The 21,955-nt window shown below is 53.2% G+C and carries 28 protein-coding genes; 9 read left to right on the forward strand and 19 right to left on the reverse strand.

All coding sequences use genetic code 11. The features are described 5' to 3' along the window. Positions 1-44: 44 nt before the first annotated feature. Entirely contained in the window at positions 45-458 is a 414-nt protein-coding gene (locus tag DWW52_RS20045) for a hypothetical protein (RefSeq protein WP_009017698.1), read from the reverse strand. Between the two features lie 74 nt (positions 459-532). Next, positions 533-970, reverse strand: coding sequence for a hypothetical protein (locus DWW52_RS20050; protein WP_032581449.1), 438 nt, complete (start codon positions 968-970; stop codon positions 533-535). A gap of 122 nt (positions 971-1,092) precedes the next feature. On the opposite strand from DWW52_RS20050, the gene DWW52_RS21155 reads away from it, so the two are divergent. The 8 genes from DWW52_RS21155 (at position 1,093) to DWW52_RS20090 (ending at position 7,067) form a co-directional block, all read left to right on the forward strand. Continuing rightward, positions 1,093-1,398 carry a hypothetical protein gene (locus DWW52_RS21155; RefSeq protein WP_032581447.1) on the forward strand — a complete coding sequence of 102 codons (306 nt, stop codon included), beginning with the start codon at positions 1,093-1,095 and terminating at the stop codon, positions 1,396-1,398. Between the two features lie 369 nt (positions 1,399-1,767). After that, a complete protein-coding gene (locus DWW52_RS20060) occupies positions 1,768-2,742 on the forward strand; it encodes an ArdC family protein (protein WP_118717690.1) in 975 nt (324 codons plus the stop codon). 70 nt (positions 2,743-2,812) lie between these two features. Beyond that, on the forward strand, positions 2,813-3,463 hold the full coding sequence (locus tag DWW52_RS20065; protein WP_009041198.1) for a hypothetical protein: 651 nt from the start codon (positions 2,813-2,815) through the stop codon (positions 3,461-3,463). Between the two features lie 42 nt (positions 3,464-3,505). Continuing rightward, entirely contained in the window at positions 3,506-3,715 is a 210-nt protein-coding gene (locus DWW52_RS20070) for a hypothetical protein (RefSeq protein WP_009041199.1), read from the forward strand. Between the two features lie 11 nt (positions 3,716-3,726). Next, positions 3,727-4,275, forward strand: a complete 549-nt coding sequence (locus DWW52_RS20075) for an SLOG family protein (RefSeq protein WP_118717692.1) — start codon at positions 3,727-3,729, stop codon at positions 4,273-4,275. Positions 4,276-4,424: 149 nt separating this feature from the next. After that, positions 4,425-6,137 (forward strand): ParB/RepB/Spo0J family partition protein, encoded by a 1,713-nt coding sequence (locus tag DWW52_RS20080; RefSeq protein WP_118717694.1) that lies wholly within the window; start codon positions 4,425-4,427, stop codon positions 6,135-6,137. Positions 6,138-6,246: 109 nt separating this feature from the next. Then, a complete protein-coding gene (locus tag DWW52_RS20085) occupies positions 6,247-6,849 on the forward strand; it encodes a hypothetical protein (RefSeq protein ID WP_117913020.1) in 603 nt (200 codons plus the stop codon). Then, positions 6,846-7,067 carry a hypothetical protein gene (locus DWW52_RS20090; protein WP_032581441.1) on the forward strand — a complete coding sequence of 74 codons (222 nt, stop codon included), beginning with the start codon at positions 6,846-6,848 and terminating at the stop codon, positions 7,065-7,067. The genes DWW52_RS20085 and DWW52_RS20090 overlap by 4 nt, the downstream gene beginning before the upstream one ends. Positions 7,068-7,282: 215 nt before the next feature. On the opposite strand, the gene DWW52_RS21095 is transcribed toward DWW52_RS20090, so the two are convergent. After that, entirely contained in the window at positions 7,283-7,426 is a 144-nt protein-coding gene (locus DWW52_RS21095; RefSeq protein WP_158582682.1) for a hypothetical protein, read from the reverse strand. 17 nt (positions 7,427-7,443) lie between these two features. Between DWW52_RS21095 and DWW52_RS20100 the strand changes: the two genes are divergently transcribed. After that, the gene (locus tag DWW52_RS20100; RefSeq protein ID WP_004326124.1) at positions 7,444-7,887 is read left to right on the forward strand and encodes a RadC family protein; all 444 of its coding nucleotides are present in this window, start codon (positions 7,444-7,446) and stop codon (positions 7,885-7,887) included. A 99-nt stretch (positions 7,888-7,986) separates the two neighbouring features. On the opposite strand, the gene DWW52_RS20105 is transcribed toward DWW52_RS20100, so the two are convergent. The 16 genes from DWW52_RS20105 to DWW52_RS20180 form a co-directional block, all read right to left on the reverse strand. Beyond that, positions 7,987-8,763 (reverse strand): RusA family crossover junction endodeoxyribonuclease, encoded by a 777-nt coding sequence (locus DWW52_RS20105; RefSeq protein ID WP_118058762.1) that lies wholly within the window; start codon positions 8,761-8,763, stop codon positions 7,987-7,989. An 18-nt stretch (positions 8,764-8,781) separates the two neighbouring features. Next, on the reverse strand, positions 8,782-9,603 hold the full coding sequence (locus DWW52_RS20110; protein WP_032581432.1) for a serine protease: 822 nt from the start codon (positions 9,601-9,603) through the stop codon (positions 8,782-8,784). 223 nt (positions 9,604-9,826) lie between these two features. Then, positions 9,827-10,675: a hypothetical protein gene (locus DWW52_RS20115; protein ID WP_032581430.1), complete on the reverse strand. Its 849-nt coding sequence runs from the start codon at positions 10,673-10,675 to the stop codon at positions 9,827-9,829. A 31-nt stretch (positions 10,676-10,706) separates the two neighbouring features. Next, positions 10,707-11,363 (reverse strand): hypothetical protein, encoded by a 657-nt coding sequence (locus DWW52_RS20120; protein ID WP_032581429.1) that lies wholly within the window; start codon positions 11,361-11,363, stop codon positions 10,707-10,709. Further along, the gene (locus tag DWW52_RS20125; protein WP_032581427.1) at positions 11,350-11,799 is read right to left on the reverse strand and encodes a DUF3872 domain-containing protein; all 450 of its coding nucleotides are present in this window, start codon (positions 11,797-11,799) and stop codon (positions 11,350-11,352) included. The genes DWW52_RS20120 and DWW52_RS20125 overlap by 14 nt, the downstream gene beginning before the upstream one ends. A 24-nt stretch (positions 11,800-11,823) precedes the next feature. Further along, positions 11,824-12,405: a conjugal transfer protein TraO gene (locus tag DWW52_RS20130; RefSeq protein ID WP_032581425.1), complete on the reverse strand. Its 582-nt coding sequence runs from the start codon at positions 12,403-12,405 to the stop codon at positions 11,824-11,826. Between the two features lie 3 nt (positions 12,406-12,408). After that, positions 12,409-13,347, reverse strand: a complete 939-nt coding sequence (gene traN / locus DWW52_RS20135; RefSeq protein ID WP_032581424.1) for a conjugative transposon protein TraN — start codon at positions 13,345-13,347, stop codon at positions 12,409-12,411. A 36-nt stretch (positions 13,348-13,383) separates the two neighbouring features. Then, entirely contained in the window at positions 13,384-14,775 is a 1,392-nt protein-coding gene (traM, locus tag DWW52_RS20140; protein ID WP_032581422.1) for a conjugative transposon protein TraM, read from the reverse strand. Between the two features lie 20 nt (positions 14,776-14,795). Next, positions 14,796-15,962: a hypothetical protein gene (locus DWW52_RS20145; RefSeq protein ID WP_032581421.1), complete on the reverse strand. Its 1,167-nt coding sequence runs from the start codon at positions 15,960-15,962 to the stop codon at positions 14,796-14,798. After that, on the reverse strand, positions 15,937-16,221 hold the full coding sequence (locus DWW52_RS20150; protein WP_029427343.1) for a TraL conjugative transposon family protein: 285 nt from the start codon (positions 16,219-16,221) through the stop codon (positions 15,937-15,939). Before DWW52_RS20150 ends, DWW52_RS20145 begins: the two co-directional genes overlap by 26 nt. Before the next feature lie 5 nt (positions 16,222-16,226). Beyond that, a complete protein-coding gene (gene traK, locus DWW52_RS20155; RefSeq protein ID WP_004327368.1) occupies positions 16,227-16,850 on the reverse strand; it encodes a conjugative transposon protein TraK in 624 nt (207 codons plus the stop codon). A 49-nt stretch (positions 16,851-16,899) separates the two neighbouring features. Further along, positions 16,900-17,904 (reverse strand): conjugative transposon protein TraJ, encoded by a 1,005-nt coding sequence (gene traJ, locus DWW52_RS20160; RefSeq protein ID WP_029427344.1) that lies wholly within the window; start codon positions 17,902-17,904, stop codon positions 16,900-16,902. Positions 17,905-17,955: 51 nt separating this feature from the next. Continuing rightward, positions 17,956-18,585 (reverse strand): DUF4141 domain-containing protein, encoded by a 630-nt coding sequence (locus DWW52_RS20165; RefSeq protein ID WP_004327366.1) that lies wholly within the window; start codon positions 18,583-18,585, stop codon positions 17,956-17,958. Positions 18,586-18,589: 4 nt separating this feature from the next. Next, positions 18,590-18,952, reverse strand: a complete 363-nt coding sequence (locus tag DWW52_RS20170) for a DUF3876 domain-containing protein (RefSeq protein WP_029427346.1) — start codon at positions 18,950-18,952, stop codon at positions 18,590-18,592. Positions 18,953-19,128: 176 nt separating this feature from the next. Then, positions 19,129-21,630 carry a TraG family conjugative transposon ATPase gene (locus DWW52_RS20175; protein ID WP_010992657.1) on the reverse strand — a complete coding sequence of 834 codons (2,502 nt, stop codon included), beginning with the start codon at positions 21,628-21,630 and terminating at the stop codon, positions 19,129-19,131. Further along, positions 21,627-21,950: a DUF4133 domain-containing protein gene (locus tag DWW52_RS20180; protein ID WP_004327363.1), complete on the reverse strand. Its 324-nt coding sequence runs from the start codon at positions 21,948-21,950 to the stop codon at positions 21,627-21,629. The genes DWW52_RS20175 and DWW52_RS20180 overlap by 4 nt, the downstream gene beginning before the upstream one ends. Between the last annotated feature and the right edge of the window lie 5 nt (positions 21,951-21,955).

Raw genomic sequence — 21,955 nt, forward strand, 5'->3', positions numbered from 1 at the left:
CTTTGATTTTTATTTATTATAATGTTCGGTGTCTAACTTATTATTTAGATGTTAAGCCATTTGTTATCAATCTTCTTTCTATGTAATTTAGTTCTATCTATATCTTTATAGAATAGTATTTCATTTTCATTAATACTATCAAGATATACTAAATCATAAATGTCTTTTACCCGTATTAATCGCATGGAATTAAGTTCTATTACAGATAGCATAAATCCTGAAATACAAAATTTACGAATATACATTGGAATAAATACTAAATTTTCGTGATACAATAATGGACCTCCAAAGCGTTTGTCACAAAAGACTTTCTGCCCATTTACGATAAGATTGCCAACCAGAGGACCACCTTGGCATATTTCATTCAAATTTGTGTATTGAATATGCCAGTTATCTTGTTGTATATCTTTTGTAAATCCCCAAGGAGTATCTAATTTATTTACAATTCCAATGCTCATAAATTTCTATTGATTGATAATGTCCGGTGGCTAACCGACCATTAAGGGAGGTTTAGCCGATTGTTATCGTTCTGTTATCTTGTTTCTATTAATTGCCCTATTTCTCCTGTTTTTACATTAATTGAAAAGCGAAAATCGCAATTTGATATATTGATGAAAAAGTATAAAATTCCATTTTCAACTCTCACATCAACGAAATGTAGTGCTCTACCATAATATAGATTCCCGTAAGTAGCAATAAACAAATCAGACACATTCCAAACTACCTGATTTGCTCCGTTCAATACATAAGCTAAATTGAATCCACCTGTATATGGATTCTCAACAACACCGACTACATTATCATGTTCTAATAAAATAGCGCACAAACCACCTTTTTCTTGTTTCCGATTATACACCTTTCCATTACATTCCCATGAAATCTCAATAGGAAGAATATCTCCAACAGAGTAACATGATGTTGTACCCGGAGAAATTGGGCGAATATATTTAAATGACTCTATTTTATTCATTCCATTTATTTTTTATGAACGGTAATATGTAATTATCCACGTTTTCCGCTATTATCTTCGCTCAATTACAAATATATATCATAAGGGCGAAACTTCGGAATATTCGGTCTTCCTTTTTTTCTATGGTATGCTTAAAAGCAGTTTTTGCGGGTGGTTGTTTGGGCGTTCCCCTTCGGGTCGGGCTTTCCGCTGCAAGTCCTCGCTATGCTGTGGGCTTTCCCCTGCAATCCCTAACGTGGGTGAAAGGGCTTTCACTGTCTTGCGCTTACACCTTGGCGCACGGGCTGTCCCGTCCCGGCGTCCGTTTCCGACCACTCCGTGAGACTGCATGGCCGAAGCCGGACATCGGGGCGGAAGGACAAACGGAACACATCCGTCCGTCCCGCCCGAAAGAGTTCCCCGGTGTTTGTCCGGCAGCCGGAACCTGACCGTGCTCACATATACTTCTCCCGCCCGTATCTCCTTGCCTTGGGAAACGGGCGTTCCCGGCTCTCCGGAAGGCTTCTTTTTCCTGCACCCGGCAAGTAACTTACCATTGATTGGAATGACTGACAGGGCATTTTTTCCCTAAGCTGATTGGAAAAACATTGACGAAGGTAGGCGGAGGTGAAAGCAAATCCGCAAAAAATGCCAAATCTCCACCCTGCGGGTAGTATTTACCATTTTTTCAGATGGTTGCAATTCACCTTTTCCGCTATCAATGATGGTCAATGTTCTTCCCAATCAGCCAAGGGAAAAAAATTGGTTGGGACGACAAGCGATGAAAACAGAGTAATAACGATTAAAATTTGTGAGTTATGGCAACAACGAACAGCACCATCGAAAAGATTGCACCGATGTTCACCGATTTGTTAATCAAGAAAATCGAGTGCTTGAAAACGGATTGGCAAAAACCGTGGATAGCGAGCCTTGAACAAGGTTTGCCCCGCAACATCAGAGGGACGCTCTATAACGGCGGGAATGTCTTGATGTTATTGTTCTACACCGAGTTCATGAAATTCACTTTGCCCGTGTTCCTCACGTTCAACCAAGCGAAGGAAGAGGATTTAAGTGTTTGCAAGGGCGCACGCTCGTTTCCCGTCTATTATTGGTTTAAGTTCGTGGTACACAAGGAAACGAAAAAGACAATCAAGTACGAGGAATACCGCAAGTTGCCCGCAACCGAGCAGGAAAATTACAAGGTCATCCCGCAGATGAAGTATTACAATGTCTTCAACATCGACCAGACCGATTTTGCCGAAAAGCAGCCCGAACGCTACGAGCGTATGAAAAAGGGGGAGCAACCCGAAGACTATTCGGACGGGATGATTTACGAGGCGTTGGACGAGCTTGTCTATCTGCAAAATTGGTATTGCCCCATCAAGGTGCAGTATTCGGACAGTGCCTACTATTCGCCCTCTTCCGACCATATCGTTTGCCCGCAGCGTGAGCAGTTCCCGCAGGGAGCGGAATATTACGGCACACTTCTGCACGAGATGGCGCACAGCACGGGAAGCCCCCAACGGCTGAACCGCACGTTCGGCAGCTTCTTCGGGGATGCGCTCTATGCCCGTGAGGAACTTGTCGCCGAACTTACCGCAGCCCTTTGCGGTGCGTTCTTCGGCTACGCAGCCGCACCGCAGGAGAACAACGCCGCCTATCTGAAACACTGGCTCACCAAGCTAAGGGAAGAACCCGCCTTTTTGGTGGAGATATTGGGGGACGTGAACAAGGCGGCGAAGATGATTGCCGACAAGGTAACCGAACCGATAAACGAACCCGCAGCAGCCTAAGCGGGACAGCAAAGGAACAAGAGTATAAACCAACGGGCGGAGCAGTCCGCCCCACTAAAGACATAAGACGATGAAAACATTATCGGAAAAGGAATTTAACGGGTTAAACATAAAAGCTATGTTTACCGAGAAGGTGGAACAGGCAAAAAAAGAACTGTCTCCACTCATGCAGGAGGTAAGGAAGTACATACCCCAAGCGGAATACGGCTACCACGTGGTAAGCGGTGAATACCCCGCATTTTACGGCGTGCGCATAGAGTTCACGTACAACGGCATCCGTTTCCATGTGTACAAGATAAACAAAGAGAACAAATACAGGATAGCCACCGACATGGAGCATTTTGAGTATGTCAACCGCTACGACATCGAAAGGGCGGGTAACCAATATGAAAAACCGTGCAATATCGGCGTGTTCACCGCCAAGAAAATAAACGATTGGATAAACTACTGCACGCAGATATACAGGCAGGTGGAGCAGGAAAATGCGGAGAACTCGAAAAAAGTAGCCGACTTCTTGAAAAGTATCGAGAACGAACCCGTAAGATGGGAAGGGAGAAACCGTTCAAAAGGGACGATAACCCGCAACGGCTTGCGCTTCACGTTCTACATAGAGGAAGGACACCTCTCTTTTGAACTGTCCCTAAGTTATCGGGGAACGGCTGATTATGACACTTTCCGGCTGATAGCCGATAACCGCTATATCCCGAAAGGGAACTGTTAAAGAACCACGGGTGGAGCAATCCGCCCGACAATACCCAAGAACATGAAAACGACACCCGTTTACAAACTGATATACCGCCTAATCCTTTGGGCTTCGGTGGTTTATTTCCTCACCACCGCCGCAGGGCGGTTTTTCGCCTTGTCGCTTGTCGTGGCTCTGTTTTACTTCGTGGCACGGCTTGTTTTCGCCCTTGCGTGGCGGCTGTTTGTCGGCTTCGTGTTCGTACTGATAATCATTCTTTTAATATTCTAATATTTACCGATATGGAAACAAGGACATTGACAGAAAACGGAACACCCGTTAGCAAGGAAAAGACGGTAGCCTTTTCGGGACACCGCACCAACCGTATAGCCAAGTTCACGGCAGACCGTGAGAAACTCTTCAGGGAGGTGGCGTTCGATACATTTGTAGCCATCGAGAGTTATTGCATCAAAAAAGGCTACGACACCTTTTTGTCGGGAATGTGCGAGGGCTTCGACCTTATCGCAGCAGAGGAAGTCTTGAACCTCAAAAAGGAATACCCGCATATCCGGCTGAAATGCGTTGTCCCCTTCAAGGGACAAGCCGAACGGTACACCCAAGCCGACAAGCGGCGTTATGACACCATTTTGGCGCAAGCCGATGAAGTGGTAACCTTGCAGGACGGATATACCGAGGGCTGTTTCTTACGCCGTAACGACTACCTTTTGGAAAACTCCGCTTTTCTGATGGTCTATTACGATGCGGTAGCCGTGGGCGGTACGTTCTACACCCTCAAACGGGCGATAGAGCAAAAGAAGAAGTTCGCGAACGTATGCTATAACCGCAGGTAGCCCGCAAGGGCGGATTTTCCGCCCGCTACTTTCTTTCGTGAGCCGGAGCGGGGAAAGAAAGATAGCAAAGAAACCGATTGCCCGAACGGGACGGTTTGTCAAAAATCAAAAAGAACAACTATAAACAATCAACTTAAAAATAACAGATTATGAAGACAAAAGCAAATCAATCAGCAGCAGAGAAAAACATCACGATGGTAGCGTTGGCAGACATTCAGCCGAGCGGTTTCAACCCACGCAAGCGTTTCGATGAAACGAGCCTTTACGAGCTTGCCGAGAGCATCAAGCGGCAGGGTGTGTTGCAGCCCATCACCGTGCGCCCCGTTGACGGGACAGACCGTTACGGGATTGTTTTCGGGGAACGCCGTTACCGTGCGTCCGTCATTGCGGGCAGGGACGAAATTCCCGCAATCGTAACCGAGTTGTCGGACGAGGAAGCCGAGGAAATGGCGATTACCGAGAACTTGCAGCGCAAGGATGTGACACCCGTGGAGGAAGCCGCAGCCTATCAGCGGCTTATCGAGAGCGGACGCCACACCGTGCAGACCTTGGCGCAACTCTTCGGAAAGAACGAGAACTATATCCGCACACGGCTGAAATTCACCGCCCTTATCCCCGAAATCGCCGCCCTTTTGGATGCGGATGAAATCACCATCAGCGTGGCGGCTGAAATCTGCCGATACGGGGAGGACATTCAGCGTGAGGTGTACGAGAAGCATTTGCAGGACGAGGGAACGTATAACAGTTGGCGGGGACTGAAAGCCGCCGATGTCGCAAGGCGCATCGAGCAGAACTTCACCACCGACCTGCAATACTACCGCTTCGACAAGACCGAGTGCGCCACGTGCGCACACAACACCAATAACTTGCTGTTGTTCCATGATGGCGGGTGCGGGCATTGCGCCAATCGCACGTGCCTTGCCGAGATGAACGCATCCTACCTCATGGAGCGAGCCGTGCAAATCATGCGGAACCAGCCGGAGGTGTCGCTCTGCCGTGACCGCTACACCGCCAACGAGACGGTGGTAGAACGGCTAACCGCTTCGGGCTACGAGGTGGAGACCCTTGACAGGTACACCGCCTTTCCAAGCTGCCCGAAAGAACCCAAAGCCGAAAATTTCAACGACCCCGAACGCTACGGGGAAGCCCGCACCCGCTACGAGCAGCAATGGGCGGACTACATGGAGCAGGAGGAGGAAATCACCCGCAGGAGCGGAACGGGGGAAATCACCGTCTATGCCAAAATCGGGCAGAAGGAGATTACATTCTGTTACGTGGAGAACATGACCGAAGCGCAGACAGCGGACGGAACGCCCGCACCCGCACCGCTCTCACCCGTGGAGAAATTGGAGAAGCAGGACGAGCGCAACAAGGAAATCGCACTCGAACGCACGGTGGAGGACACCAAGAAGCAAATCCTCGAAGCCGACATCACGGGCGGTAAGTTCAGTGCCGATGAAGATACCATGTTGTACTTCTTCCTTCTGTCCTCTCTCCGAAAGGAACACTTCGCAGCCGTGGGGATTGCGGAAGACAAGCAGTATATCACGGACGAGGACAAGATGGGGATTATCGGCAACCTCACCGTGAGGATGAAGACCATCATCCGCAGGGACTTCCTTGTAGCCAACTTCAAGGGAGCGTGCGGGAACAACACCGTGGCGACCCTCTTGCTCGACTTCGCACGCAGGCACATGCCGGAGGAACTCGCCAACATCGAAAGGGAGTACAACGGGGTGTACGAGAAGCGTCACCAGCGCATCGAGGAAAAGAAAGCCGTCCTCTTGGTACAGGAACGGGCAAGGGAGCGCAAGGTAACGCAACCCGAGGAACAACCGCAACCCGAAGAGATTGCAGCCTAAGGACAAAGGGCAGGGCGGAGAAATCCGCCCGCTACTTTCTTTCGTGAGCCGTAGCGAAAAAGAAAGATAGCAAAGAAACCGATTTTCAAACTTTCAAATTTTCAAACTTATGCGAACCGTACAAAGAACCTATACACTATTCGGCATTGCGGAACTGGAGGACGAAGCCCGTCAGAGAGCCTATACCGACTGGCTTGCCAAGGGAAACGATTACCCGTATGCTTCCGAGAACTGCGACACGCTCGAAGCCTTCTGCAATCTTTTCCGTATCGTCTGCACCAACTACCGTTACGACAGTTGCACATACGCTTACCGTTTCTATACCAAGCACGAGGCGGACACGGAGGAACTTTCAGGCGTCCGCTTGCTGGCTTACCTCTATAACAACTTCCATGCGGAGTTGTACAAGCCCAAGGTCTATTGGACGAAAGACCGCAAGAAAAGGCGCAGGAGCCGTATCTCCGTCACTTGCGAATGCCCCTTCACGGGCGTTGTGTCGGACGAAATCATCTTGCAGCCCCTCATGGATTTCATGCGCTCGCCCGACACACGGAATTTCAAGGAACTCATGCGTGACTGTCTGGAAAACTTCTTCCGCTCGTGCCGTGACGATTGCGAGTATTGCGAGAGCGAGGAATATTTCACGGACGAGAGCCACAGGAATAATTGGGAGTACCTTATCGACGGGACACTTTTCAAGGAAACGGCATGAAGCGGGAAATCAGACAGAACGGGAAAACCGTCCTTTACAGCGGGGACGGTCATAGCATCCCCATGATATTCAACAACCTTGTCGGAAAGAACCTCAAAGGCAGGGAGTATTCGGACTATATCGCTTTCGTAGCCATTCCCGACATGGGGTTTACCTACGGGAAGATAGCGTATTATTCGGACGGAAACCTAATCGCAACGGGGGAAATCACGCCATAACATCCCCCCCTTGTGTTTCATCGCCGGAAGTCCGGGACGGGTAGCGATCCGCCCGGACTTCTTTTTTACCCACCCGTGGGAAAGGATTGACCCGATTTTCGGACGCACTTCTTTTTCTTTCGGTGAGCCGTGGGCGGGAAAAGACAAAGAAGCAAAAAGAAACCCTTTGACCCACCGGATTTTTAGCCAAGCTCCACACTCATTTTTTAGCAAACCTACGGGGAAAAACGGACAAGTAGCAAGGCTGAACCTGACGGTTTTGCGCGCAATCTCCACACCTTCGGGTCGTATTCCACGCAAAAGCCTTGCATGAAGTCCGTTCTTTCCCCGTGCCCCAAAGCAAAAAATAAATGTTTCACTTTTAATTTTTTGCATTATGAATACACTGTCTTTTCCTCAAATCACCGTAAGTTACAAGGACGCTGACGCATCCAAGAGAGTTAGAATCCACTCTTCCAAGGAGTCTTACGACATCCTCAAGACCTTCTACGAGGACTGTATGCAGCACCACGAGGAGTGCTGGGCGATGTACCTGAACGGCGCAGGCAGGCTGCTGGGCGTCTCGTGCGTCTCACGCAGCGGCATGAACAGCACGGTGGTGGACATACGCATCGTCCTCCAGACGGCTCTCGTCTCCCACGCCTCGGGAATCATCCTCTCGCACAACCACCCTTCCGGCTCGACCGTGGCGAGCACGCCGGACAACAACCTGACCAGCCAGTTGAAGAAAGGCTGCGAGGCAATCGGCATACAGCTTTTGGACCACATCATACTGACCGAGGACACCTACCTCAGCTACATGGACGAGGGGATGCTTTAAGCGTCCCCTTTTTTGTTCGCCAGCTACTTTACACTTCTTTTCTTTTAACGAGTGAAAAAATAATGTAAATTGAAATAAGAATAAATTTAGATCAACAAATTACCTCTTCTGCAATCTTATTCGCTCTCTTTTAATTAATTCCTTGAAATTTAATCCTGCATCAATACATAATTGCTTAAACTTATCCAATGTATAGATTTGGTTATTAGGAATATCCTTTAACCGGGTTCTATGAAATAAATTGAAATCTGTTAAAGACGTTTCTATATTAGGATTTTCCTGCAACATTTTCTCGAAATTTTTTCTTCTTTTTCTTTGTATATGATGCAATATTAATATACAATGCAAATCATTAATGCTATTTATATCAAAATTATATACAGCATACATTTGTTTTTCTATCTGAACAAATCGCATATTCTCTTTTATACAGCAATCATCATTATTGAAATGAATACAGAGTTTTAAAATAGAATTTCGAGAGGAACTAACATCTCTGGACATCCATAAGCTATTTATTGAACCTATTTGAGAATCATCTATGAATATTCCATTACAGCCAGAAAATGTATCAATAATGGGTTTTATCAGGTTGTCTAAATCTCCAATTTTATCTGACTCCTTTTTGCGCAAACATGAAAAGTACCAAAAAAATTCAAGATTGACATCATTGTATATAATCCATTTAATTTTTGCTAATTCCGCTTTTATTACATTTTGCAGTTCCTCCTGAACATTCTTTTTAGACTGAAGTGTCGGAAACTTCTCAGAATCTATAATTAATGTAATACAGCTGTTTGCACAGCCTTCTACTAAATATGGACTATCGTATGAACAATTATCAAATCCTATTTCCAATTTATAATCTTGTAACATAACTGTAATAATTTCAATTTACTGTATTTTGTTATCTAAATCGAGCTTTTCTATGGTTAAACTATAATCTAATAATTTAACAATCTCACTAATTGGTTTTATCCAAACAGCATGTCCTCCATCTTCTACTCTAAGTAACATTCCTAATAATTTCCCTTCATTATTGAAAACAGGTGAACCACTCAATCCTGCCCATTGTTGATAATCTATTATTTGGGGGTATTTTAGATGAAACAAATTATTTTCAGTTTCTATATATTTTAATCCACAATAGACAGCGTTTAATGGGGAAAAACGAATACCATTCTGATGTACTTTCAAAATAGTACCAGTAATTACATATAATTCATCTTTAGAAGGATGTTCAAGAAACAGCTCTGTGGTTATAAATCCTTTGGGTTCTCCTGCTGACACAATTATCTCATTCTCTATACGAAGTTCTATTGTAACACATGCTTCTAACTCCTCATCTACTTTACAAAAAGCTACATCAACTAATTCTGGAAATACTAAATCATCTTTTGATTTTGGTATTTGATATTTTGTAAAATCATATATTCCCCCAAGAGGAACAACTAATGAAGCATAACATTCCATATCATTTTTACATTGTAACACACCTACAACATTATCTTCTACATTCCTTTCATCAGCCTCAAAATGTTCTCCATGAATAACATGATCTGCTGTTATAAAAAATTTATAGCCTTTATATTGTACAACAAATCCACAACCACAATATGTAAAATTAGCAAAATCTGTACTTTGGGGAGGTGCAACTACTACTTGATGATTTTTACTCCAAATAGAATTGAAATAATTTTTAATATCTTTATTCATACAACTAAATTCTTTATATAATACAGCCTTGACATACAATCACAATTAATTTCATTTTGAGACAGTTACCGTTTAGATATTCCGTCTTTTGCAAAGATAATAAAGGTATATGTATTTCCATAATTAAGTCCTGCTTATTTCGATTAAACATCTATTAGTTCTAAAATAATAGGAAAAGCATCCCAAAGGATGCTTTTCCATTTCGTCTGCTGCACAGCTCACGCTACATCTTCAATCCCCGTTTCCGCTCCTGCCGGATGTCGGAGAAGGAGAACTTCCCCGTCTCCTTGTCGAACTTCACCGACTTGTCCTTCTGCACGCCGTCCGGCGTCTCCATCCGTTTCACATTCAGCGGTTTCCCGTTGTAGAAGTCCGTCATTTGCCGGTAGCTGAACTTTTCCCCCGTCAGGCTTTCCATCAGGCTGTTCAGCGTATATACGCTGTCTTGGTTATGCACGCTCTCCGGCACGAACTCCGGGTGATTCCTCACCCAGTCCGGGTACAGCGTCTTCGCCATCAGGCAGACCTCCGGCGAGCGTTCCGCCCACGGGATCATCATCAGCGACTCCCGGCTGTGGGCGGCGCACCTGACATACACATCGGGCGTGAGCAGGCTTTTCGGCACTCCGCCACGCCCGACGGCGGACATCCCCGACGTTTCCACCGCCACCCGCACCCGCTCCGGCGTTTGCAGGTGTACGGGCAGGATGCTGATGCACCTGCCGTCCAGCGGCAGCAGGAAGTCCGCCATTTCGCCGTTCATCACCTCCGGGCGGATAGCCACCGCCACCCCGTAGAGTTCTTCCGGGTTGTTCTCCCGGCACTCCTTCAGCACCTCCATGCACACCTCCGGGGACGGGATATGCTGGACCAGCCCCCGGTGGAAGTCGTTCCCGAACCCCGCTTCCGTTTCCAGCGCCTTCCGGCACAGTTCCGGCGTCTTCATCTCCTCGGGCACGTTCTCCAACTGCCAGCCGTCCTCTTCAACGGCGGCACGGCAGACCTCCGCCGTGCGGTCGTGCCTGCATATCATCTCCAGAGGCACCTGATACATTCTTTCTTCTCGTTCCATGTTTTTACATTTTTTCTTGTTATAAACCCCTTTAAACATCCACCGACAACACGCACATCCATCCGCCGCTCTCCTCGTCCGGCGTCCAGCACCTCGCCCGGACATGGCAATAGCCTTCATTCTCTATCCACTCCAGCAGGCTTTCCGCTTCATCGCATTCCGTTTCCGCCAGCAGTTTTTTATCCGCCTCCGAGAGCAGCGACTTTATGTTCACGAACTCACGTACCTCCGGGTATTGCGGCAGCGTGTCCGGCACGTCGATATGCACAAAGTATTTCCGGAAATAAAACCGGATTTTCCCGCTTTTCCGTTCCACGCCCCGGGCTGGACAAGGTGGCGGCACTTCTGTTTTCATCCGCCTTCCGGCATCGTGCACACGGTATCTTTGCAGCGTCAGCGTGCAGCACGGTGTCCCGTCCCTGCGCAGGTGAAATCCCCGTTCCGTCACCCGGAACAGCTCGTGCTCCACGACCCGGCGCATGGTCCGGCAGTCGTCCTTCATGTCTTCCCAGACCTCCCCGGCGGAAACCGTCTCCAGCATGGCGAGCGTTTTCTCCGACAGCAGGTTTTCCGGACATATATTGTCCCCCGCTTGTGGAAGGACAATGTCCGTCCGCCACTTCGAGGCATGCAGGGCTTCGGAAAATTCCGGTATGTCGAGGTATAGAACCAGATCATTCCGTTCCATACCCGTCCTCCTTGTCGTTGTCCGCATTGAAGTCGAACTCCAGCTCGACCACCTGACCGTCCGAGTCCTCCACCCAGACGGTGAAGCCGCTCTGCTCGTCCGACAGCGGGGTGTAATAGAGCCGGAACGTCTCTTTCTCCAGCGGGTAGCGGTCATTGGGCAGCAACGCCGTGCCGTCGTCCAGTTTGAGCGTGCCTTCCCCGTCGAAGAGGAACCAGCGGATCGTGTACCGGGTGTCCTCCCAGCGTCCTTCCCGTTTCAGCTCGCACCGTATCTCCGCCGTCTCGTTCACTTTCAGCTCCTTCGGGACGGGCATCGTCTCCACCGTGAACGGGTATTTCGTCTGAATATCCAGCCCGTCATTACAGGCTGCGACCAGCACGAGGGCGGCCACAATGTAGCAGCCCGTGAGTATTTTATAAATCATTGTCCTCATATATACATTATTATAATATAGCAGTTATCGAATCATAAAACGTATTCCCACGCCGACCTGCGTGTGGAACTTCCCGCAGTCGCCGCCGAACAGCACCCGTTGGCGACCGTTTACCAGCAAGACAATCTTGTCCGTCACGTAGGCGGACAGCTCCAGCGTCAGCGCACCCCCATAGATGAAATTGTCCTCATCCGTGAGCCGGGAGCCGTCCGGCAGCAGGCTCTCGCCCCAGTTCACCGTCTCGTACCCGGCAAGGGCGGACAGCCCCAGTGCGGCGAAGAACGTCTTCTTCCGGTCTGACAGGAAGTTCAGGTAATAGCCGCCCTCGCCCGTGAACTGGCTCGCCGGATAGAGGCAGTCCCGGTAGCCGTACCGCTTCTCCAAGTATTCCGCACCGACCACCCAATGGTGGGCGTTCTTCGTGTAGGTGCTCACCGCTATCCCGGCGTGGTAGCCGAAGCCGTCGCCGTTTTTCCAGCGCATGTTGTCCGACAGCCCGCCCGTGAGCTGTATGCCCCTCATTCCGGGCAGGCACCGTTGGGCGTGTGCCTGGTTCACATGCAGGCACACCCCGAAAAGCAGGATAATGAACAGTAACCTTTTCATCGCTTACTTGATTTTCAGTTCGTTAATCTGTCTTGCCGCCACGAGGTCGGCGTTCTCCACCCGGATGGTCTGGTGCCTGCCGCCGTCCTTCTCGAACAGCTCGATGACCAGCAGCTTGTCGTCCGGTATGGTGAACTGCGGGACGGCATACACCGTGCGCACGTCGCTTTTCCCCTCCGTCACCAGCACCTCGTTGTAGCTGCGCACCGGATCGATCACCCGCTCCTGAATGGCGGTGCGCTTCGGCACTTTCTTGTCCACGATCTTGAACCGGATAAAGTCCGTCCGGAAAGCCACGTTCGACCTGTTCCTCGTTTCCGTGTGGAAATAGAACAGCCCGTTGTGCGAGTGGACGGATTTCAGGAGGAACTGCACCCCGAAGCGTTTGCAGCCCAAGTGCCGGATCTCCCGCCTGTCCTCCTTGTAGATGCTCTGCATGATCAGCTTCACCAAGAGCGGGCTTTCGCCCGCCAGCTCACGGAAATGGATGTTCATGCGGGTATGCGAAAAGTCCGTCGTGTCCCCGTTCTCCAAAAAATCCTTCATCTCGATGTTCAGCATCTCCGGCTCATGCGCATACCGGGCATTGAACGAATAGAAGCTCCCGTCCTCGCAGATGACGGAAAAGTTCGTTTCCCCCGGAAACCCCTCGGTCGTCGCCTTCACCCGGATCACGTTCTCCGCACCGTCCGCTTTCCCGGCGATAATCCGGTCGCTTCCCAAATCCACGTACCGCACCGCCGAGGGGAAGATGATATGCACCGTCTTGGCGAACGTCACCTGCACCCCGTGGGGCGTAACCATCTGCCGGTAGGGTAGCTTCCGTGTAATCCCCTGATACAGGTCGTTGCCCGTGGTCCGCTGTATCGTGTCGTTCACCTGTGCGTTCGCACCCGTCACCATGCCCACAAGCAGGGCGACCCATCCAAAAATCTTTTTCATTGTCTTTACTTTTTAATGGTTTTATAATTTGTTGATTTATTGTTGTTTGGCGTAGAGCATCAGCGGATCACCCGCTTTCAGGTGCACCTTTACCGTGCGGAACTTCTTGGCGAGGTACTGGCTGCCGCCCTGCATCAGTCCACGGGTGATGTCCATCGCCACCTGTTGCCCGGCGCTCCGTGCGAACGAGATGCTCGTTCCCAGCCCGCCGCCGATGTTCGCCATCGCCTCCTTTGCCGCTTCCCGCTCCAGTGAGGTTTCTATGCACAGTCCTTTCATTCCCTCGTTGTCATAGACCGCCAATTCCACCGGCAATATGTTACCTTGGTACTGGACGGACGATACCGTGATGTCGAGCCGTTCCCCCTGCACCTTGCCTGTACCGGATACCACCGTATTGCGTGGGATAATCAGGTTTCCCGCCTGCAACGGTTCGAGCAGCCGGAGCTTCACCTGCTGACCGTCCATAACCGTCTGGTCTTGGTGGATGCAGGCGGCTATCGTGTTCTTCCCGAGGGCGTACCCGCTACCCACCGCCGTGTTGAAGCCGTAGTTCCTCGGCTGGCTGTACCGCCGCATGAACTCCGCATCGCTTAGGGGCTGTCGCAGCCCCGATACCGTCCGCTCCCGTGCCGCCTGCACCGCCACGGCGGGCTGTCCCAGACCGTTGCCGCCCTGCCCGGTGGCGGGTGCCTGCACGGTTGCGCCGTCCTGCCCGTTCTGCCCCATGTACTTGGCGGCAAGCTCGTAGCTCTTCTCCATCAGTGCCACCTGATCGTCGATTCCGCCCGCCTGCCGTTCCCTTTCTTCCAGTTTGGCGGTCAGCTCCTCCACCTGCCTTTTCAGCTCCTCCTTTTCCCCGTCCACCTTCGGCTCCTCGTAGAACGAGCCGAGTTTCCGGTTGATGTCCCGGTAGGCGGCGACGGAGGAGCGGCCGCCGCCGTTGCCCGAGTAGTCCCTGAACGGTTCCCGTTCCGGCTCGCTGTCCGGCAGTTCCATTTCCACCCTGTCCGCATCGCTCTCTTCGGAGAAGGCGAAGTCCTCCAGCGAGCGCACCTTCTCCGCCTGCCGCCTTTCCGCCTGCGCCTGCTCGTAGGCTTTCCGCTTGTCGCCGATGATCCCGTCGTTCTCCGGCAGGGGGATGTCGGCGTTGAACGCCCCCACGGTGTCCCGGTTCACGTCCCGCTCTTCCGAAGGTGCGAATATCAGCCACATCGAGCCGAGGAACAGCAAGCCCATCAGCGGATATACCATCAGCTTCTTCCGTTGCTGCAACTGTTTCGGGGTGAGCGGCTTGGCAGTCTTCTTCTCCTTTTTCCCGCCGCCCTTGTCCTCCTTCTTTCCGTTCCCCGTCTCCGGGGCTGCGGCATCCGCCACCGTCACGTGCTGCGTTGCCGTTGCTTTTTCTTGGTTCTGTTCTTCCATCATGTCAAAAATTTATGGTTGTCCTACATTCTGATTCTTCTCCCCGGAGGCTTCCTTCTGCCTGTCTCTCCGGTTTGTCGCTTGCCGGGCGGCTCCTTCCGTTCCCGTTTGAGCGATGCCGTGGGGCTTGCCCGGTTGTCCGCCCGCAGGTGCGCAGCCTTCCGTTCCCGGCTTGCCGCCTTTTCGGGGAACAGCCTCGCTTCCAGACCTGCCAGTTCTTTCGCCGCCCGCTCCCGGATGGCACGGTTGTGGCGTCCGATGGCGGCTTCCGGGTAGTCACGGGAGAGGTCGCCGTTGTCCTCGCTCAGGTGGTAGTCCCACCTTAGCCGGGCGATGCCGGCAAAATCCTCCGTCAGCCCGTACTTCTCCACCGTCTCCTTCGGTACTTCCCGCTGACCGTCCCAGCCGTGGCGGGCGAGCCCGTGGAGCAGCGCCCGTTCCGCCTTCGCCGCTTCCAGATAGTCGCCGGGCAGTCTGCCGCCCGTCTTCCTCTCGTAAAGGGCGGCGGCTTGCCGCATCAGCTTTCCCCGCTCGTCCACCTCCCGCAACTCGATCTGTTCCATGACGGTGTGGTTGTCGCCCCGCATCTCCTCGCTCCATTCCCGGCTCAGTTCTTCGAGCCTGCGGTAGCCTTCCGCCAGCCCGTGGCGGATGGCCACCGAGTCGTCCGGTTTCTCGCCTTTCAGGGCAAGCCTTTTCAGTGCGTCGAGGTCGCCCTCCCTCATGCAGCAGTTCAGCAGCCGGTGCGCCGCATCCCGTTCCGCCTGCGCTTCGGGGGATAGCGGCTGCGGGGCGTTGCGCCTCGTGTACTCGTACTCCAGCACCTTGTATTGCGCCTCCAGACGCAGCATCGGGCTTTCCGCCGCCTCCCTCACGCTCCGGGGGATTGCCGCCCCCTCACGCATCCCGTAACGGGTCTCTTTCAGGGCGTCCATGACCGCCCGCCATTCGGGATAGCCCGTCTGGTACACGTACCGGAAGAACCTGTGTTCCAGCAGCAGCTCCGCCTGTTTCCTTGTTACCTCCGGGCAGTCCCGGTAGTCCCTGACGGACTGGAGAATTGCGCCGGCATCCGCACGCCTCTTTTTCAGCAGGCTCCCGAAATACGCCGTCACCTGCCTCATGTTCCGCTCCTCCTGCCGCTCCCGGCGGCGGAGCAGCCACTCACTCAACCTCTCCGCCAGTCCCATGCCGTCCGCTTTCAAAAGGGTTGATAATACTGTCATTGGGCAATTGCAGGCGCCTGATATGCTCTATCCCCAGTTCCTTCCCGTCGTTCCTGCCGATGCGGTAGATGGAGGCGACGGTCATATAGACCGACAGTGCGCCGAACGCCGCCAGCATCACGAGGATGATTGCCACACGCATGTCGGGTGAGATACGCCCGGCGAGGCGGCGGAGCTTCCCGTCCGCCCAATCCTGTGCCTTTACGATGAATTTCCTTATCATAGCCGTCAGCGTTTGAGGGTCTGCAAATCCTTGTTCTCCGTGACCTCGAAGCCCTCGATGATGAAGCCCTGCGGATTGTTGTCGCTCCTGACCGCATCCAGCAGGCGGCAGCGGGTCACAAGGCTGCGCTCCGTAACCGAGCTTTCCCGCAGGATGATCTGCCGGGCGAATGTCCGCACGCTGTACGGGTACTTGTCGAAGTCGCACCGCAGGCTGTCTATCTCTATCATCTGGTTGATGTTCCCCGATATTATGCGGTTGTAATACCCCTTTTCCGAGAGGTCCTTGTAGTAGTTGAAGGCGCTCTTGTCCGCCAGCAGCAGCGAACGCCTGATGTTGCCCTCGATAGCCGACTTGTCGGGCGAGAGCGTGAAGAACAGCTCGTGGAAGCGGCGCACGTGCTCCCGTGCCTCCACCGGGCGGTTCTGCCGCACGTCCTGCGAGAGCGCCAGCATCAGGCTCTTGCCGTTGTCCAGCACGTAGATCTTCTGCCGCTGCGCCTCGGCGAAGCTGTACGACTTCCACAGGGCGAAGCCCGTCACCACGGCGCACAGACTGGCGAATACCAGCGTGAAGAGCCGTATCTGCCTGAAGCTCGTTTCGATATTTTTCAAACTTTTAAATTCCATGTTTCCGGTTTTTTATTCGTTATGACTCATGTTCTTGGGACATCCGCCGCTACTTGACGATCCTTCCGGCGATGTTCCCCACGGCTGCGCCCGCACCCGCTGCGGCGACGTTGCCTACCTTCGTGGCGGTCTGGTTCATCGCACGGTTGGCGTGGCTCACCCCGCCCGCCATGATGATCCAGTTGGCGACGGTCGGTATGGTGAAGTACCCGAATATCCCGATGATTAAAAAGATGATGTACACCGTGTTCGAGCTGTCCGGGATGAAGGTCGGGTCGCTCATCGCCTCGATGTCACGGGTGAGCATCAGCACTTGGATGCGTGCCAGCACCGAGCTGAACAGGTCGCTCACGGGCAGCCACATGTAGATGGAGATGTACCTCGTTATCCACTGCGTGAGCGTGCTCTGGAACCCGTCATAGACCGAGAGGGCGAACGCTATCGGACCGAGGATGGAGAGGGCGATCAGGAAGAACGTCCGTATCGTGTCGATGACCAGCGCAGCCGACTGGAACAGCAGTTCGAGCAGTTCTTGGAACCACAGCCGGATGCTCCGCTTCATGTTGTACTCCGTCCGGTCGATGTACATCACCGCCATCGTCTTCAAGTCCTTGGGCGACCAGCCCAGCTCGTCGAGCTTCTTGTCGAAGTCCTCCTTGCTCGCCAGATACGCCTTCTCCGGGTCACGGCGGAACGCCTCCCTCTCCAGCGTCTCCTTCTGTTCCCGGTATCGGTTCATGTCGAAGGTCTGTGATTCGAGCATCCCGTGGCAGCCCTTCACCACGGGCGAGAGCACCGTGTTGATCGTGCCGATGACGAAGGTGGGGAAGAAGAGGATGCACAGCCCGATGGCGAACGGGCGCAGCAGCGGGTACACGTCGATGGGCTCGGCACGGGCGAGCGCCTGCCACACCTTGGCGGCTACGTAGAACAGCGCACCCAGCCCGGCGATTCCCTTGGCTACCCCCGTCAGCTTCTCGCAGAGCGGCATCATGTCCTGATACAATGCCTGCAATATCTCGTGCAGGTTCGTGAAGTCTATCGCTAACAACATAGTCCTGTATTTTTATTATATGTACGCATACATTATTATATATTGCCCGCCTCACCAGTAACGGTCTTCCGCATCCCCGTAGAGAGCCACCACCCGGTCGGCGTCCTTTTTCTTCTTCGCCCGCAGGTAGCTCACCGAGATGTTCTTGTCCGTATAATACTGCACGAGGTTGCGGTACTCCAGCAGCCGCTTGTAGCTCTGGTCGATGATCGCCAGCCGCTCGGCGTCCGAGAGCGACATCCCCGTCACGTTCACCACGTTCTTCAGATCTTGCAGGATGTCCGCACTCTCGGAGAGCAGCTTGGCGTACCCGAACGAGATGGTTGACAGCTCGTCCGGCGTGTAGTTCGGGTCGCCGAGCATCTTCTGGTAGTTGCGCACGTAGATTTCCGAGATGTCCGCCACCATCTCGATGGACTTCTTCACCTTCACGCCGCCTTTCACCACGTCATGCACCGCCTTGAGCGCATCGTAATACTTCCGTCCCTGCTCGAATATCTTCGCCGTCTCCTTGAACCCGTCCAGCGTGTGCTGTGCGGTGGCGGAGGTCTCCACGATCTCCTTGGTCGTGTTGATGATGCCCTGCGCCAGATTGCCGGGATCGTGTACGACCCACTGGGCGTTGGCCGCACCTGCCGTCAGGCACGCCACGCCCACGATGATTGCCTTTATCGTTCTCATGTCCTTACTGTTTTAGGGTTCCGTCACTCTTTCTCCTGTACTCTCCGCCCGGCGACAGCCGGATGCGGTCTTTCTCCCGGTCATAGTCCATCATCACGGCGAAGCCCGTCTCGATGAACAGCACCCCTTCCGTTTCCCGGACGAGGTAGGTCTCCGCTTCACTACCGCCCTTGTGGTTCCTGTGCATGACCGTCACACGGTACTTGCCGTCCTCTTCCCAGAGGGTGAAGGGCGGCTTTCCGCCCGTGCTGACCCATTCGCCGCACATCTTTTCCAACCGTTCCGCATTTGTCTCCTTGCAGGAAATGACAAACGCCAGCGCCGCCGTCACCGCCGACAGCAGCAGGATTAAATTCAATCGTCTCATCTTGATTCCGTTTTTTAAAAGTTTTACAAAATTTTATTCTCTCCATATCGTTTAGCCGTTTGTACATCCAGCCGTTTAGCCAGCCAGCCGTTTAACCGTTTGACCGTTTAGCCGTTTGGTCAATCAACCACCCGTCCGGCAACCTGTCCGCCGCTCCCCGCCAGCGCATCGGCACATTATTTATACTTCGTTTCCGCCAGCCGCTTGATGGCAAGCTCCAAGTCGCCGCCCAGCTCTTCCGCTAGTGCGAACACCTCCGTCTTCTCGCTCTCCTCGGTGGTATAGGTCAGGTACTCGGCAGCCGACACCTCCGTGGCGTACACCGCCGACTGCACCCCGTTCAGACCGATCCAGACCTCCTTGTACTTCCGTCCGGGATGGTTGGCGAGGTTGATGGAGAGTATCTGCGACTTCTCCTTGTCCGTCAGACCGAGCATCGACTGGATGCCGTCGAACTTGTTCATGTACTTCTTCTGGTCCAAAAGGATCTTGCAGTCCGAGTTGGTGATGATAGCCTCCTTCACGATGGGGGACGAGATGATATCATCGACTTCCTGCGTGACGACAATCGCCTCGCCGAAATATTTCCTGACGGTCTTGTAGAGATATTTCAGGTACTCGCTCATGCTCGGCGAGGAAAGGGCTTTCCAAGCCTCCTCGCAGATCAGCATCTTCCGCACCCCTTTCAGGCGGCGCAGCTTGTTGATGAAGGCTTCCATGATGATGATCGTAACCACGGGGAACAGCTCGGCGTTGTCCTTCACGGCGTCGATCTCGAAGACGATGAACCGCTTGTGCAGCAGGTCGATGTTCTCGTTCGAGTTCAGCAGGAAGTCGTAGCGCCCGCCCTTGTAATACTGCCGCAGCGTGGTCAGGAAGTTGTCGATGTTGAAGTCCTCCCGGCTCACCTTGATGTCCCTTGCAGCCAGCTCCTTCCGGTAATCGTTCAGCATGTACTCGTAGAAGGTGTCGAACGAGGGGGCGATGTCCCGGTTCTGTTGTATCCGGCGGATGTACGCCGACACCGCACTGCCCAGCTCGCCGCTCTCCGTCTTCGTGACCTTCTCGTCCTCGCCCTTCCACAGCGCCAGCAGCAGCGTCTTGATGCTGTCCTTCTTCTCCACGCTGAACTTGTAGTCGTCCGTGAAGAAGGGGTTGAAGCTGATGGGCTTCTCCTCCGTGTACGTGTAATAAATCCCGTCCTCGCCCTTGGTCTTGCGGTGGATCAGCTCGCACAGCCCTTGGTACGAGTTGCCCGTGTCGATCAGCACGATGTGGCTGTTCTGCTCGTAATACTGGCGCACGAGGTGGTTCATGAAGAACGACTTGCCGCTTCCGCTCGGACCGAGGACGAACTTGTTGCGGTTCGAGATCACCCCTTTCTTCATCGGCAGGTCGCTGATGTCCAGATGCAGCGGTCTGCCCGTCATCCTGTCCGCCATCTTGATGCCGAAGGGCGAGAGCGAGTCCTTGTAGTTCGTCTCCTCGGTGAAGAAGCACAGGGCTTGCGGGATGAACGTGTAGAAGCTCTCCTCGAAGGGGAAGTCCCCCTCGTTGCCCGGTATCGCCGCCCAGAAGAGCGTCGGCACGTCCACCGTGTTGTGCCTCGGCTTGCACTCCATCAGGGCGAGCTGGCTGCCCACCTCGTTCTTGATGCGCCTAAGCTCCTCCCGGTCGTCGCTCCACGCCATCACGTTGCAGTGGCAGCGCACCGAGGTCAGCCCTTTCGAGTGCGCCTCGTTCAGGTATTCCTCGATCCATGCCTTGTTGATCTGGTTGGAGCGGGAATAGCGGGAGAGCGAGTGCATGTTCCGGGCGGTCTGCTCGAAGCGTTTCAGGTTCTCCCCGTGGTCGTCGATGAAGATGTACTGGTTGTAGCAGTGGTTGCAGTCCAGCAGCAAGCCCACCGGGGCGGCGAACGACAGGCGGCAGTCCGAGCGGTCGGTCGAGAGCCGCTCGTAGCGGCTGTCAGTCGCCACCTTGCCCGGCAGGTCTTCCGTGTCAGAGAGGGTGTGCAGGCAGAGGATGTCGTCGCCGATGCGCATCTCCTCCGGGTTCAACTGGATGTCCTTCAGCACCGTCGTGTCGTGCTGCGAGAGCGAGAGGTACTTCTCCACGATGCCCGCCGCCGTTTCCGTCCCGGTGATCTCGTCCGTCGTGAGGCGGCGCAGCGTAACGAAACCGCTGTCGTTCATGATCTTCTCGAACTGACCGACCGCTTCGAGGAACCTCGTAACCGTCTCCCGGTCCTCGATCTCCTTGGGGACAAGCCTGCCCTTGCAGAGGGTGGAGAACGTGCTTTCCTGACGGCTCCGTGCCTTCGTCGTCTTGGTAAGGAACAGGTAGCAGAAGTGGTTCAGGAACGGGCGTTCGTTGAAGTGCCTCTCAAAGCTCCGGCTCAGGAAGCTAAGGTCGTCCCTGTCCGTTTCCGGCCGGTACTTCTCCTCGATGAAGAAGTCCTGCTTGTGCACGATGGAATACTCCGGCAGCACCTTCACCGCCTTGTGCCAAGCCGAGTGGACCGCCTCGTACTCGCTCCCCGTGACGGAGAACAGTTCCGGCAGTTCCACCCTGAAGGCGACCGTCACGTCCGCCTCCTTGCTCACGATGCAGCCGTTCTCCACCGCCAGCAGCGGGAACTTGCTTTCGAGTGTCGTCGCTTTCATTACGTTTCTCATTCTTGCCAGTGTTTAAAGGTGAATAATCGGGGGATTTTCAGGCGGTTCACCACGTACCTCGGATGCCGCCTGCGGGCGGCTGCCTTCATCAGCCCGTGCGTGCCGTACCGGGCGTTCAGCCGGAAGGTCAGCCATACCAGCAGCGTAGCCGCAGCCACGCCGAAGCCGATGCACACCCACTGGTTCACGCCCGCCATGTACAGGATGACGAACACCACGAACACGGCGAGCAGACCGCCGCAGAAGATGAAGAGGTACTGGCTTTCCAGCCCCTTGAACTCCACGTTCCTGCCGATCCCCTTGTTGATTTCCAAGTCCATAGTCC

The organism is Odoribacter sp. AF15-53 (genome assembly GCF_003479425.1).
Taxonomy (GTDB): Bacteria; Bacteroidota; Bacteroidia; order Bacteroidales; family Marinifilaceae; genus Butyricimonas.